The organism is Streptomyces sp. NPDC049879, assembly GCF_044461265.1.
Lineage (GTDB): Bacteria > Actinomycetota > Actinomycetes > Streptomycetales > Streptomycetaceae > Streptomyces.
In genome coordinates this window covers 417,170-428,819 of record NZ_JBITKT010000006.1, presented here as the reverse complement: position 1 = coordinate 428,819, position 11,650 = coordinate 417,170, and the positions used below count along the sequence as shown (strand labels likewise).

The window sequence follows — 11,650 nt, the reverse complement described above, 5'->3', positions numbered from 1 at the left end:
TCGTGAGGCGGTGAACCTTTCCGGTCACAGCACTAGGCTCGTCGTATGTCTCGAATCGACGGCCGCTCGGCCGACCAGCTCCGCCCCGTCAGCATCGAGCGCGGCTGGAGCAAGCACGCCGAGGGCTCCGTCCTCGTGTCCTTCGGGGACACGCGGGTGCTGTGCACCGCCAGCGTCACCGAGGGCGTGCCGCGCTGGCGGCGGGGCAGCGGCGAGGGCTGGGTCACCGGCGAGTACGCGATGCTGCCGCGCGCCACCAACACCCGGGGCGACCGCGAGTCCGTGCGCGGGAAGATCGGCGGCCGGACGCACGAGATCTCCCGCCTGATCGGCCGGTCGCTGCGCGCCGTCGTGGACTTCAAGGCACTCGGCGAGAACACCGTCGTGCTCGACTGCGACGTCCTCCAGGCCGACGGCGGCACCCGCACGGCCGCCATCACCGGCGCGTACGTCGCGCTCGCCGACGCCGTCGCCTGGGCGCGCGCCCACAAGCTGGTCAAGGGGCGCGCCGAGCCGCTGACCGGCTCGGTCGCGGCGGTCAGCGTCGGCATCGTGGACGGCGTGCCGATGCTCGACCTCGCGTACACCGAGGACGTGAAGGCCGAGACGGACATGAACGTCGTGCGCACCGGGGACGGGCGATTCGTCGAGGTGCAGGGCACCGCGGAGGGCGCCCCGTTCGCCCGGGAGGAACTGGACGCGCTGCTCGACCTCGCGTCCGCCGGCTGCGCGCGTCTTGACGAGGCGCAGCGTGCGGCGCTCGCCGCCGGGTAAAGCATTGGTCATGAAAAGAACGAGACTGGCGACGGCCGGGGCGGCGGCCCTCACGGTGCTGACCGCCGCCGGCCTGACCACCGCGTGCGACGTGCAACAGGCCGTGGACTGTGCCCGGATCGCCCTCACGATCACCGGGAACGTGGACGACATCCAACAGGCCGTCAACGACAACGACCCCGACGCCTTCGAGGCCGCGACCGACGACCTGGGGACCAGCCTCGACGACCTGTCCGGCATCGACGACGCGGACGTGCAGCGCGTCGCCGACTCGTTCGCCGACGCGGCCGACACCCTCCAGGTCAACGAGGAGGGGGCCGTACAGGTCGACCTCCAGCCGCTGAGCGACGCGGCGGGTGAGCTGACGGAGGTGTGTACCCCTTAGGGTCCGTCTTCCGGGTCTTGCCGGGGCCGCGCTGCCGGCGTGGGGGCACCTCCCAGGCCCCCTTGGGCCTGGGGGACCCTCGCTGCGTTGTCGCATCGCGCGAGTACGACCGAGTACGAGCTGCGATGCTCCGCCTTGCGAGGCACCGCATCCGACAACGCGGCCTGACCCGACAAGACCCGGAAGACGGACCCTGGCCCCGGCGCCGGAGGACGGCGCCCGCGCGTCCCGCGCCCCCCGGCGGCACGTCAGGCGGCGGCCGCCCGGCAGGCGGGGTGGTGCGCGCGGGCGACGGCCATCAGCGCGTCGAGCGTGTCACGGGTGCGCAGCAGCTCCTCGATGTGGCCGGAGAGGCGGTCGCGCTCCGCCGCCATGCGCTCCAGCGCGGCGTCGGAGTTCTCGTCGCTCGGCGCGTCCCGGCACGGCATCAGCTCCCGGATGGTGCGGCTGGAGAGCCCCGCCGCGTACAGGCGCTGGACGAACGCGACCCGCTCCACGTCGTCCTCCGTGAAGTGCCGCTGCCCGCCCGCGCTGCGGACGCTGGCGAGCAGCCCCTGCTCCTCGTAGTAGCGCAGCGAACGGACGCTGGAGCCCGTCCGTGCCGCGAGTTCACCGATCCGCATCGCTTGCCCCTCACACTGACGTCAGGTTTTAGCGTACCCGGTGGGGCCCGCCACCGGCGGGTTCCTCCCCCTGACGGCCCGGACCGGGCCCGTGTGAAGGAGTTCCGGATGACCACCCTCTTCGACCGCGGCCGCCTCGGCGGCCTTGAGCTGCCCAACCGCGTCGTGATGGCCCCGATGACCCGCGTCCGCGCCGCGGCCGGGGGCCTGGCGACGCCCTCGATGGCGGTCTACTACGCCCAGCGCGCCACCGCCGGGCTGATCGTCAGCGAAGGCGTGCAGCCCAGCCTCGTCGGGCAGTCCAACCCCGGCACGCCCGGCCTGTACACCGACGAGCAGGTCGCGTCCTGGCGGCCGGTCACCCACGCCGTGCACACCAACGGCGGGCGGATCTTCGCGCAGATCATGCACGGCGGCCGCGTGTCCCACCCCGCGACCACCGGTCTCCGGCCGGTCGGCCCGTCCGCCGTCGCCGCGACGGGCGACGTGTTCACGCCCGGCGGCCCACGGCCCGCGCCGGTGCCCCGGGCGCTGGAGACAGCAGAGGTGCCGGGGGAGGCGCGCGCGTACGCCGACGCCGCGCGGCGCGCCGTCGACGCGGGCTTCGACGGGGTCGAGCTGCACGGCGCGAACGGCTACCTGATCTCGCAGTTCCTCTCGTCCAACGCCAACCTGCGCACGGACCGCTACGGCGGGCCGGTCGCCCACCGCGTCCGGTTCGCCGTCGAGGCCGCCGCCGCCACGGCGGACGCGGTGGGCGCGGCCCGTACCGGGATCAGGCTCTCGCCCGGCGGCACGTTCTGGGGCGTGGCGGAGACGGACGTGGCGGAGCTGTACACGGCCCTGCTGACGGAGCTGGCACGCCTCGGCCTGGCGTACGTGCACCTGGAGGCGACCGCCGGCGAGGACGTGCTGACGGGCCTGCGCCGCGCGTGGCCCGGCACCCTGATCGTCAACCCGGCCGTCCCCATGGGCCCGCGGCAGACCGACAGGTCGGCCGCCGACCACTGGCTCGGCCTCGGCGCCGACCTGATCAGCTTCGGCCGCGCCTACCTCGCCAACCCCGACCTGGTGGAACGGCTCCGCACCGGCCTCCCGCTCGCCCCCGCCGACGAGAGCACGTACTACACGGGCGGCGACGCGGGCTACCTCACCTACCCCGCCCACCGGTACACCGCCTGACCGGGCGACGAGGCCGGACCGGCGCGTGGACATAATCGGACCCATGCAACGACTCGTCCTCGCCACCCGCAACACCCACAAGATCACCGAGCTGCGCGCGATCCTCACCGAGGCGGGCGTCACCGTCGAGCTGATCGGCGCCGACGCCGTGCCCGGCGCGCCCGACGTGCGGGAGACCGGCGTGACGTTCGCCGAGAACGCGCTCCTCAAGGCGCACGCCCTGGCGCGCGCCAGCGGCCTGCCCGCCGTCGCGGACGACTCTGGCCTGTGCGTGGACGTCCTCGGCGGCGCGCCCGGCATCTTCTCCGCCCGCTGGGCCGGCCGGCACGGCGACGACACGGCGAACCTCGACCTGCTCCTCGCCCAGCTCGCCGACGTCCCGGCCGGGCACCGGGGCGCGTACTTCGCCTGCGCCGCCGCGCTCGCCCTGCCGGACGGCACCGAACGCGTCACCGAGGGCCGCCTCCCCGGCGTCCTGCGCTTCGCCCCGGCCGGGGCCAACGGCTTCGGGTACGACCCGATCCTGGAGGTCGAGGGCGACACCAGGACCTGCGCCGAGCTGAGCCCGGACGAGAAGAACGCCATCAGCCACCGCGGCCGCGCCTTCCGCGCGCTGGCCCCCGAGGTCGCGGCCGTCCTCGGCTGAACCCCGCCCGTACGGAGCAGCCGCGCGCGCGGCGCGGGCCCCGGCGTAGCAGGGTGGTGGTGTCCGCCCGAGCCGGGAGGCCCCGCATGTCCCCTTCCCCCGCCGGGGCCGCGCCGGACGACGGCCGGTACGACGCCGTCTGCGCGCACACCCACCTGTTCAACGGCGCCCGGGTCCGCGTCCAGGGCCTCGCCGACCCGGGACGCGCCACCGGCCTGACGCTGCGGTTCTCCGACGGCGCCACGGCCGACGCCGAACTCCTCGTCGCGGGAACGGGCGACGCGTCGCTCGCGGTGGGGGAGTACGTGACGCGCGCCGGTACGACGCTGTCGCGCCGGGTGTGGCAGGTCCGCGAGCTGACCCCGGAGGCGGACGGGACCGGACTCCGCCTCGGCCCCCGCGCGGACTGATGCGCCGTCATTCCCGCGACGGTTGGTTCCTCGCCCCACCAGCGGGCAAGGGTGACGCCTGCGTGCCGGAAGCCCTGGTGCCCCCCGATCACCGGGTGGCCGGTGCCCGCTTCCGCGACAACTCTCCGTAGCGCTACGGTGACGTCCATGCCTGACGTACCCGACGCCCTGCTCCCCGACGAGATCGAGGAGTCCGAGTTGCCGGCCCTGTTGTCCAGACTGCTGGATCGAGCCGCCGAAGGGGGAGCGACTGTCATCACGCGCGACGGCGCGCCGATCGCCGCGATCATGTCGATGAAGGATTACGGAGTGGCCGAGGGCGCTGTCGACGAAGCCCTGGCCGCACGTACCTATGAGGACGACGGCATCCGCTACACCTCCGAGCAGGTGTTCGGTGAGGGCGACGCCGAAGACGGCGAGCGCCGGTGACCTATACGAAGGGTTGAGTACCGGCTTCGCGTCGGGGACTACCGGATCGTCTACCAGGTCGATGACAGAGTCGTGAGGATCACGGTGATCGACGTCGATCACCGGCGCGACGCCTACCGCTGACCTGCGCCCGTGCCGCCCGCGCAGGCCACCGCGATGGCGTGCGCGGGCAGCACGGGCGACGTTCGGCGCTGCAACGCCTCTCCCGGGACCGGCAGTTGGCGCGCGGCTGGTCCGTCAGGCGGGGGTGTGGGGTGGTGCGGTGCCGAGCAGCCGGGCGCGCAGTGCGGCGGCGCCGGATTCGGACAGCCAGTCCGCCAGGGTGCGCAGTCCGGGGTGGATGACCCGCAGTGCCTCGATGTCGGCGTGCCAGCGCTGACCGGAGATCCACTGCTGCCGGGTCTCGGCGATCCCTGGGCTCAGCGCGGTCGCCTCGTCGTGGGTGAGCTGCTCGTAGCGCAGCGGGACGCCGGTCGCGGCGCTGATCGCGGCGACGGCGTCGGCGGGGGTCGGGGCGTCGCCCGCCAGCTCCAGGGTCCGTCCGGCGAACCGGGCGGGGTGCTCGAACGCCTGGGCGGCGAACTCGGCGATGTCTTCGAGGGCGATGATCTGGGCGGGCTCGTCCGGCGGGAAGAGGTGCCGGTGGACGCCGTCGGCGAACCCGTCGAGGCCGAGGCCGGGTGTGCCGAGGTAGTTCGCCATGAACCGTACGGGGCGCAGGACGGTCACGAGCGGGAGGTGGTCGTGCAGGTACTGCTCGATGCGCCGCTTCGCCGGGGCCGCGAACGCGTCGCCCGAGGTCGAGGCGACCCCGGTGAACACGACCTGTCCGACTCCCGCGGCCGCCGCCGCGTCGGCCAGGGCCCGGCCACGGGTGAACTCCCGCTCCGGGTCGCCGCCGGACGGCGTGTAGGCCACCGGCGGCACGGCGAACAGGGCGGTGGCGCCGTCCAGTGCCGGGGCCAGGCCCGACGGCTCGTCGAAGTCCGCGACGGCCAGTTCGGCTCCCGCGTCCGCGAGGGCCGTGGCGGCGGGCGTGGTGCTGTCCCGCACCAGCGCGCGCACCTGTCGTCCGCCGGCCAGCAGTCGGCGCGCGGTCGCGCCGCCCTGCTGGCCCGTGGCGCCGGTGACGGCGACGAGGCCGTCGGCGGGGCTCTCGGCCGGGCCGGCGGTGGAACGGGTGGTCTCGGTGGCCATGCCGTCCTCTCTTCTCTTTCCTCAGGGGCGGGGTATCCGGGATACTGCAACCCGTTTGAGTCGGGCGCACAAGGGATTCCGTGACATGACGGCAGCGATCGACGGCGGCGGCCGGGCCGACGCCCGCCGCAACCGGGCCAGGGTGCTGTCCGCCGCCGCCGAGGCGTTCGCCGGGCAGGGGCTCGACGCGCCGCTCGGGGAGATCGCGCGCCGGGCGGGCGTCGGCGCGGGCACCGTGTACCGGCACTTCCCGACCAAGCAGGCGCTCCTCGAAGCGGTGTTCACCCGGCACCTGGACGACCTGGCCGCCTCCGGCGAACGGCGGATGGCCCGGTCCGCGCCCACCGAGGCGTTCTTCGGGTTCCTGCTGGACATCGTCGGGAAGTCCCACCGGAGCGGACCGGTGTGCGAGGTCGTGGCCGCCGACGCGAGCTGGCCGCGCCCGCTGCTCACGGCGTCCGTGTCGCGCTTCCGCCAGGTCCTGACCGCGCTGCTCCACGCGGCCCAGCGGGCCGGCGGGGTCCTCGACGGCATCGGCCCCGAGGACGTCCTCGCGCTCACCGTCGGGTGCGCCTCGACGCTCGCCGCCCACCCCGATCGACCGGCCGGCCTCCGGCTCGTCCGGCTGACCCTGGACGGTCTTCGCCCTTCCGCCGATGTCACGGAACGGCACGCCTTTCGTGACGGCGGTGTCCGCCAGGAAGCCGTCGCGCGGTGTGAGGACTGCGGGGCCGCGCTCACCGTCCGGCCCGTCGGCCGCCCGGTGCGTTACTGCGGCGCGGCATGCCGGCAGCGGGCCCGCCGTCGGCGCCTCGCGGGCGGGGCCGACAACCGCGCCGACCATGGCCGGGGGCCGATGCCCCGGACGCCCTGAGACGCCGGGATCCCCACCCGCGGCCGCCCGTCACTCCTGGCCGGGCGTGCGTCAGGCGGGGGTGTGGGGCGGCGAGGTGCCCGTCAGGTAGGCGTCGACCACCACGTTCGCCGAGTAGCTGTCGCGTTCCTCGTCGAACGTGCCGCCGCAGGTGATCAGGCGCAGTTCGGACGCGCCGGGGTCGCGGGCGCCGTAGACCAGGTCGGCGTCGAACGCGTCGCGTTCCACCACGTCCACGCGCCGCACCGTGAACTCCGCGACGCTGCCGTCCTGCCGCGTCACCCGGATCTCGCTGCCCGGCTCCGCCTCCCCCAGCCGGTAGAACACGGCGGGCTCCTCCTCGGTGTCCACATGCCCGACCAGCACGGCGGGACCCGCGTCGCCCGGCGTCGGCCCGTCCGCGTACCAGCCGACCTGCCCCGCGGCGGCGAACGGCGGGGGTTCGACGCCGCCCGACGCGTCCACGCCGCGCTCGATGACGTCGGCGCTGACGCCCAGCGCCTCGATCTCCAGGCGCCGAGGCGGCGCGCCGCCGGACAGCGGGCGTGCGGCGGGCGGCAGGGCGACCGGTTCCCCCGCCGCCTCCGCGCCCGTGTCGGGCGCCGCCGCGGGAGTGCCGCCGGTGGCGGGGGAGCCGCTCTCCGTCAGCTCCTTGCCCCACAGCCACGCGCCGCTGAGCAGGAGCGTCCAGGTCGCCGCCGCGACCAGTCCGCCCCTCACCGCCGCCGCAGCCCGCGGACCACGAGGTAGGCGCCCGTGCCGAGCAGCGCGCCCGAGCCGAGGGCGATCCCGGCGGGCCCGGGGCCGAGGACGTCGGCGTCCGGGCGTGCGTCCGCCGTGCCGCCGCCGCCCGCCTCCACGGGTCCTGTCGGCCGGGGCGCGGGCCGCGCGTGCCCCTCCTCGCCACGTCCGCCTTCACCGCGTCCGCCTTCATCCCGGCCGCCCTCGCCGCGCCCGCCGCCGCCCGTGCCGGTGATCACCAGCCGCCCCGACACCTTGGCGTCGGCGCCGTCGCACGCCACGTCGATGGAGTACACCCCCGGCTCGGCCGTCGAACTGACCCGCGCCTCGCCGAACAGCCCGTTCCCGTCGTCCTCCGGCGCGGGCGCCAGTTTCGCCTCCGCCGCGAACCCGTCGGACCGCGCCGTCGCCGCGCGGTCCGCGCAGCCGGTGATCGTCAGGTCGATCTCGTCCCCGGGACGCGGACTCAGCGGCGCGACGCGTACGCCCGCCCCGGCCGGGACGGGCGCCGGATCGCCGTCCGCCGCGACCGCCCCGGTCGTACCGGCGGCGGTGACCGCCAGCACACAGACGGTGAGCCTGAGGAAGAAGGGGATGCCCATGGGAGACCTCCGGGATCGGTACCTCGAAGATCCCCCCGCCCACGGCCGCCCGCATCCGCAGGGCGGCCGTACGGGAACGTCCGTCAGATCTTGTCCACCAGATCGGCGATCGAGTCGACCACCGCCGACGGCCGGAACGGGAAGCGGTCGATCTCCTCGGCGCCGGTCAGCCCGGTCAGCACGAGGAACGTCTCCATGCCCGCCTCGAGACCCGCCAGGACGTCGGTGTCCATGCGGTCGCCGATCATCGCGCTGGTCTCCGAGTGGGCGCCCAGCATGTTCAGCCCCGTGCGCATCATCAGCGGGTTGGGCTTGCCGACGAAGTACGGCTCGCGCCCGGTCGCCTTGGTGATCAGCGCCGCGACCGACCCGGTGGCGGGCAGCGCGCCCTCGGCGGACGGGCCGGTGTGGTCCGGGTTGGTGGCGATGAAGCGCGCCCCGCCGTTGATCAGCCGGATCGCCTTCGTCAGGCTCTCGAAGCTGTACGTACGGGTCTCGCCGAGGACCACGTAGTCGGGCGCCTGGTCGCTCAGCACGTACCCCACGTCGTGCAGCGCCGTCGTCAGGCCCGCCTCGCCGATGACGTACGCGGTGCCGCCGGGGCGCTGGATGTCGAGGAACTGCGCGGTGGCGAGCGCCGAGGTCCAGATCGCCTCGGGCGGCACCGACAGGCCCATCCGCGTCAGCCGCGCCTGGAGGTCGCGCCGCGTGTACATCGAGTTGTTGGTCAGCACCAGGAACGGCTTGCCCGACTCCTGGAGCCGCTTGAGGAAGCGGTCCGCGCCCGGCACGGGCACGCCCTCGTGGATGAGGACGCCGTCCATGTCGGTCAGCCAGGACTCGATGGGCTTGCGCTCGGCCATGCGGGGCTCCTCAGATCTCCAGGTCCTTGATGAGTTTCGCGACATGGCCGGTGGCCTTCACGTTGTACAGCGCGCGCTCGACCTTGCCGTCCTCGCCGACGATCACGGTGGAGCGGATCACCCCGGTGACCGTCTTGCCGTACAGCTGCTTCTCCCCGTATGCCCCGTACGCCGTCAGGACCTCCTTGTCGGGGTCGCTGACGAGGGTGACGCGCAGGTTCTCCGCCGTGCGGAACTTCGCCAGCTTCTCGGGCTTGTCGGGCGAGACGCCGATCACGTCGTACCCGGCGGCCGCGAGCAGGTCCAGGTTGTCGGTGAAGTCGCAGGCCTGCTTGGTGCAGCCGGGGGTGAGCGCCGCCGGGTAGAAGTACACGATGATCCGGCGCCCGGCGTGGTCCGCCAGGGAGACGGGGTTGCCGTCGGCGTCGTCCAGGGTGAAGGCGGGTGCCGGATCGCCCGGCTGAAGGCGCGCGCTCATGGAGGCTCCTCGCGTTCCATAACTGCTGGTCTCGGTGGTCCGCCACACAGCCTAATCGGGGACGCGGACGGGCAGGCGCCGACGTGAACTGACACACTGTGCCGTAGCCCGAACCACGCGGAGGACGGAGGCGCGAGCGTGCCGGACACAGCCAGGACACCTGCACAGATCGAGGCGGGGATCGCCAGGCGTCGGCAGATCCTGCTGGAGACCCTCGACGAGATCGCGGTGCGCGTCCACCCCAGCACCATCGCCGGGGACATCAAGGCCCGCGCGGCGGCCACCGTGGACCGCACCGTCGGACGCGCCCTCGTCTCCGCCAACCGGACGGTCACGGCGGCCCGTTCGCAGTTCGTGACCCCCGAGGGCGGCCCGCGCCTCGACCGGGTCGTGCCCGCCGCCGTCGCGGTCGCCGCCGTGGCGGGACTGCTCGTCGTCTCCGCCCGCCGCCGGGGCAGGTGACGGGTCGTGCGGGCGGTGGCGGCGCCCGCGCGGTCCTGGGATACGGTCTCCCCGTGAGTCCTACGCCGACCCCTCCCGCCTCGCCTGACAAGCTGCCCATCCGGATGCTGCACGACCGGGTGCTGGTGCGCGCCGACACGGCGGAGGGCGAGCGCCGTTCCTCCGGCGGCATCGTCATCCCGGCGACCGCCGCCGTCGGCCGCCGGCTGGCCTGGGCCGACGTGGTGACCGTGGGGCAGAACGTCAGGACCGTCGAGCCGGGCGACCGCGTGCTCTACGACCCGGAGGACCGGGCCGAGGTGGAGGTGCGGGGCGTCTCGTACATCCTCATGCGGGAACGCGACCTGCACGCCGTGGCCGCCGAGCGGCTCCAGGACGCGGACGGCGCCACGGGGCTGTACCTGTAGGTCACCAGCGCCGGCGTACGGCCGCCTTCCCGCCCGTCACCAGGCTCGCCGGCGGCACGTCGTCGGCCACCACGGCCCCCGCCGCGACCACGGCGTCGCGGCCTATCGTCACGCCGGGCAGGATCGTCGCACCGGCGCCGATCCACACGTTCTCGCCCACGTCGATGGGCGCGCCGCTCAGCCATTGCCGCCGCTCCCCGGGATCGACCGGGTGGCCGACGGTGACGAACGTCGCCCTCGGGCCGACCATCACGCGTTCGCCGAGCCGGATGCCCGCGTAGTCGAGGAACGTGCAGTTCTGGTTGATGAACACCCGCCCGGCGAGGTCGAGCCGCAGGCCGTGGTCCGTGAAGAACGGCGGGTAGACGGTGACTCCGGGCGGCAGCGGCCTGCCGAGGATCCGCGCGAACAGGGCCGCCTTCCCCTCCTCGTCGTCGAAGGGCAGGACGTTCAGGCGCGAGGTCAGCTCGGTGGCCCGCAGGACCCGCTCGGCCATGGCCTTGAACTCGGGGCCGTGGATGCGCAGGAGGCGGTCACGGGACATGTGCTGATTCCTTTCGCCGGGGGGCGTGGGGGCGGGGCGTCGTGGCGGCCCAGGACGGGAGCCAGACCGGCGCGGGGCGTTCCTGCAGGCCGCCGAGGTGCGCGATGATCCCGCGCAGGCCCGGATGCGGGTGCGTCCTCGGCAGGAGGAGCGAGAGCGGGTACGCGAGGGACGGCCGCGTGACGGGGATGCGGCGCAGGTCGTGGCCCGGCGGCCAGACGTACCGGTCGCGCGCACCGACGAGCGTGGCGACGTCGTCCGAGGCCGCGAGGGTGTCGAGGAGGACCTCGTCCCCGAAGTGCGGGCCCGCCGCGTCGATGCGCAGGTCGAACGCGGTGGCGAGCTGGTCGTAGAACTCGGCCCACTCGCTGCGCGGCGCGATGCCCGGCACCCAGATCCGGTGCCCGCGCAGCTGCGCCGGGGTCACCGTCCGCGCGGCGGCGAGCGGATGCCCGGGGCCGGTGAGCAGTTCGAGCGGCGAGTCGAACGCGTGGATCATCCGGACGTCGGGCGGCAGCGCGGCCGGGTCGGTGACGGTGCGGAACGAGGCGTCCACGCCGCCCTCGGCGACGGCCGCGGCGGCCTCGCGCGGGTCGTCCACCCGCAGCGTCACCACGTCGAGCCGCGTCCCGGGGCGCGAGCGCCAGTACTCGTGCAGCACGACGGCCTGCGCGCTCCGCAGGCCGAGGACGTCGATCCGCGGCGCCCGGGACCCGGCCCCGACCGCCGCGACGGCGCGGTCCACGCCCGCGACGACGCTCCGGGCGTGCGGGAGGAACGCCTTCCCGTCGGGGGTCAGCTCGACGCCCCTGGCGGTGCGCGTGAACAGGCGGACGCGCAGCTCGCGTTCCAGGGCGGCGATCCGCTTGGAGACGGCCTGCTGCGTGACGCCCAGCTCGTCGGCGGCCTGGTGCAGCTTCCCGAGCCGGGCCGCCCGGACGAACGATCGCAATGCCTCGGTGTCCACCGGCACATCGTAGAGAGGCACAACGGATGGTTGTGGCGCGCCGGTGGGCGGTTGTGCGGGGGCGGG

Annotated in this window: 18 protein-coding genes; 10 read left to right on the top strand and 8 right to left on the bottom strand. The window is 74.6% G+C overall.

Annotated features, from left to right (window positions below; genetic code table 11):
• Positions 1-45: 45 nt before the first annotated feature.
• A complete protein-coding gene (gene rph, locus ACIBPC_RS22695) occupies positions 46-774 on the top strand; it encodes a ribonuclease PH (protein ID WP_362961825.1) in 729 nt (242 codons plus the stop codon).
• A gap of 10 nt (positions 775-784) precedes the next feature.
• Positions 785-1,159, top strand: coding sequence for a hypothetical protein (locus tag ACIBPC_RS22690; RefSeq protein ID WP_362961823.1), 375 nt, complete (start codon positions 785-787; stop codon positions 1,157-1,159).
• Positions 1,160-1,407: 248 nt separating this feature from the next.
• Here ACIBPC_RS22690 and ACIBPC_RS22685 read toward each other — a convergent pair whose 3' ends face one another.
• On the bottom strand, positions 1,408-1,782 hold the full coding sequence (locus ACIBPC_RS22685; protein WP_398847036.1) for a MerR family transcriptional regulator: 375 nt from the start codon (positions 1,780-1,782) through the stop codon (positions 1,408-1,410).
• A 108-nt stretch (positions 1,783-1,890) separates the two neighbouring features.
• Between ACIBPC_RS22685 and ACIBPC_RS22680 the strand changes: the two genes are divergently transcribed.
• The 5 genes from ACIBPC_RS22680 (at position 1,891) to ACIBPC_RS22660 (ending at position 4,572) form a co-directional block, all read left to right on the top strand.
• Entirely contained in the window at positions 1,891-2,964 is a 1,074-nt protein-coding gene (locus ACIBPC_RS22680; RefSeq protein ID WP_398847034.1) for an alkene reductase, read from the top strand.
• A gap of 43 nt (positions 2,965-3,007) precedes the next feature.
• Complete coding sequence (rdgB, locus tag ACIBPC_RS22675) at positions 3,008-3,610, top strand: RdgB/HAM1 family non-canonical purine NTP pyrophosphatase (RefSeq protein WP_398847033.1); 603 nt, start codon at positions 3,008-3,010, stop codon at positions 3,608-3,610.
• Positions 3,611-3,696: 86 nt separating this feature from the next.
• The gene (locus tag ACIBPC_RS22670; protein ID WP_362961815.1) at positions 3,697-4,020 is read left to right on the top strand and encodes a hypothetical protein; all 324 of its coding nucleotides are present in this window, start codon (positions 3,697-3,699) and stop codon (positions 4,018-4,020) included.
• A 147-nt stretch (positions 4,021-4,167) separates the two neighbouring features.
• Positions 4,168-4,449 carry a type II toxin-antitoxin system Phd/YefM family antitoxin gene (locus ACIBPC_RS22665; RefSeq protein ID WP_398847031.1) on the top strand — a complete coding sequence of 94 codons (282 nt, stop codon included), beginning with the start codon at positions 4,168-4,170 and terminating at the stop codon, positions 4,447-4,449.
• 3 nt (positions 4,450-4,452) lie between these two features.
• Positions 4,453-4,572 (top strand): type II toxin-antitoxin system RelE/ParE family toxin, encoded by a 120-nt coding sequence (locus ACIBPC_RS22660; RefSeq protein ID WP_398847168.1) that lies wholly within the window; start codon positions 4,453-4,455, stop codon positions 4,570-4,572.
• Between the two features lie 114 nt (positions 4,573-4,686).
• Here ACIBPC_RS22660 and ACIBPC_RS22655 read toward each other — a convergent pair whose 3' ends face one another.
• A complete protein-coding gene (locus tag ACIBPC_RS22655; RefSeq protein ID WP_398847029.1) occupies positions 4,687-5,646 on the bottom strand; it encodes an NmrA family NAD(P)-binding protein in 960 nt (319 codons plus the stop codon).
• Between the two features lie 85 nt (positions 5,647-5,731).
• Here ACIBPC_RS22655 and ACIBPC_RS22650 point away from each other — a divergent pair, with 85 nt between their 5' ends.
• Positions 5,732-6,520: a TetR/AcrR family transcriptional regulator gene (locus ACIBPC_RS22650; protein ID WP_398847027.1), complete on the top strand. Its 789-nt coding sequence runs from the start codon at positions 5,732-5,734 to the stop codon at positions 6,518-6,520.
• Between the two features lie 51 nt (positions 6,521-6,571).
• Here the strand turns inward: ACIBPC_RS22650 and ACIBPC_RS22645 are convergent, their stop codons facing one another.
• From ACIBPC_RS22645 to bcp, 4 genes are all read right to left on the bottom strand, one after another.
• On the bottom strand, positions 6,572-7,240 hold the full coding sequence (locus ACIBPC_RS22645; RefSeq protein ID WP_398847026.1) for a class F sortase: 669 nt from the start codon (positions 7,238-7,240) through the stop codon (positions 6,572-6,574).
• Positions 7,237-7,863, bottom strand: a complete 627-nt coding sequence (locus tag ACIBPC_RS22640) for a hypothetical protein (protein ID WP_398847024.1) — start codon at positions 7,861-7,863, stop codon at positions 7,237-7,239. Before ACIBPC_RS22640 ends, ACIBPC_RS22645 begins: the two co-directional genes overlap by 4 nt.
• Before the next feature lie 83 nt (positions 7,864-7,946).
• Positions 7,947-8,726: an HAD-IIA family hydrolase gene (locus tag ACIBPC_RS22635; RefSeq protein WP_362961804.1), complete on the bottom strand. Its 780-nt coding sequence runs from the start codon at positions 8,724-8,726 to the stop codon at positions 7,947-7,949.
• A 10-nt stretch (positions 8,727-8,736) separates the two neighbouring features.
• Positions 8,737-9,204, bottom strand: a complete 468-nt coding sequence (gene bcp / locus ACIBPC_RS22630) for a thioredoxin-dependent thiol peroxidase (protein ID WP_362961802.1) — start codon at positions 9,202-9,204, stop codon at positions 8,737-8,739.
• Between the two features lie 138 nt (positions 9,205-9,342).
• Here bcp and ACIBPC_RS22625 point away from each other — a divergent pair, with 138 nt between their 5' ends.
• Together ACIBPC_RS22625 and ACIBPC_RS22620 are read left to right on the top strand one after the other, a co-directional pair.
• Entirely contained in the window at positions 9,343-9,666 is a 324-nt protein-coding gene (locus tag ACIBPC_RS22625) for a DUF3618 domain-containing protein (RefSeq protein WP_362961800.1), read from the top strand.
• Between the two features lie 104 nt (positions 9,667-9,770).
• Positions 9,771-10,073, top strand: a complete 303-nt coding sequence (locus ACIBPC_RS22620; protein WP_362961921.1) for a co-chaperone GroES — start codon at positions 9,771-9,773, stop codon at positions 10,071-10,073.
• 1 nt (position 10,074) lies between these two features.
• Here ACIBPC_RS22620 and ACIBPC_RS22615 read toward each other — a convergent pair whose 3' ends face one another.
• Both ACIBPC_RS22615 and ACIBPC_RS22610 read right to left on the bottom strand, forming a co-directional pair.
• Entirely contained in the window at positions 10,075-10,617 is a 543-nt protein-coding gene (locus tag ACIBPC_RS22615; protein WP_362961798.1) for a DapH/DapD/GlmU-related protein, read from the bottom strand.
• Entirely contained in the window at positions 10,607-11,584 is a 978-nt protein-coding gene (locus tag ACIBPC_RS22610) for a LysR family transcriptional regulator (RefSeq protein ID WP_398847021.1), read from the bottom strand. The genes ACIBPC_RS22615 and ACIBPC_RS22610 overlap by 11 nt, the downstream gene beginning before the upstream one ends.
• Between the last annotated feature and the right edge of the window lie 66 nt (positions 11,585-11,650).

What these genes read in the sequence shown, in the direction of transcription:
- ACIBPC_RS22680 (WP_398847034.1), top strand. Translation starts at nt 1,891, where the DNA reads ATGACCACCCTCTTCGACCGCGGCCGCCTCGGCGGCCTTGAGCTGCCC.
- ACIBPC_RS22690 (WP_362961823.1), top strand. Translation starts at nt 785, where the DNA reads ATGAAAAGAACGAGACTGGCGACGGCCGGGGCGGCGGCCCTCACGGTG.
- ACIBPC_RS22655 (WP_398847029.1), bottom strand. Translation starts at nt 5,646, where the DNA reads ATGGCCACCGAGACCACCCGTTCCACCGCCGGCCCGGCCGAGAGCCCC.
- rph (WP_362961825.1), top strand. Translation starts at nt 46, where the DNA reads ATGTCTCGAATCGACGGCCGCTCGGCCGACCAGCTCCGCCCCGTCAGC.
- ACIBPC_RS22615 (WP_362961798.1), bottom strand. Translation starts at nt 10,617, where the DNA reads ATGTCCCGTGACCGCCTCCTGCGCATCCACGGCCCCGAGTTCAAGGCC.
- rdgB (WP_398847033.1), top strand. Translation starts at nt 3,008, where the DNA reads ATGCAACGACTCGTCCTCGCCACCCGCAACACCCACAAGATCACCGAG.
- ACIBPC_RS22640 (WP_398847024.1), bottom strand. Translation starts at nt 7,863, where the DNA reads ATGGGCATCCCCTTCTTCCTCAGGCTCACCGTCTGTGTGCTGGCGGTC.
- bcp (WP_362961802.1), bottom strand. Translation starts at nt 9,204, where the DNA reads ATGAGCGCGCGCCTTCAGCCGGGCGATCCGGCACCCGCCTTCACCCTG.
- ACIBPC_RS22635 (WP_362961804.1), bottom strand. Translation starts at nt 8,726, where the DNA reads ATGGCCGAGCGCAAGCCCATCGAGTCCTGGCTGACCGACATGGACGGC.
- ACIBPC_RS22665 (WP_398847031.1), top strand. Translation starts at nt 4,168, where the DNA reads ATGCCTGACGTACCCGACGCCCTGCTCCCCGACGAGATCGAGGAGTCC.
- ACIBPC_RS22685 (WP_398847036.1), bottom strand. Translation starts at nt 1,782, where the DNA reads ATGCGGATCGGTGAACTCGCGGCACGGACGGGCTCCAGCGTCCGTTCG.
- ACIBPC_RS22620 (WP_362961921.1), top strand. Translation starts at nt 9,771, where the DNA reads ATGCTGCACGACCGGGTGCTGGTGCGCGCCGACACGGCGGAGGGCGAG.
- ACIBPC_RS22670 (WP_362961815.1), top strand. Translation starts at nt 3,697, where the DNA reads ATGTCCCCTTCCCCCGCCGGGGCCGCGCCGGACGACGGCCGGTACGAC.
- ACIBPC_RS22650 (WP_398847027.1), top strand. Translation starts at nt 5,732, where the DNA reads ATGACGGCAGCGATCGACGGCGGCGGCCGGGCCGACGCCCGCCGCAAC.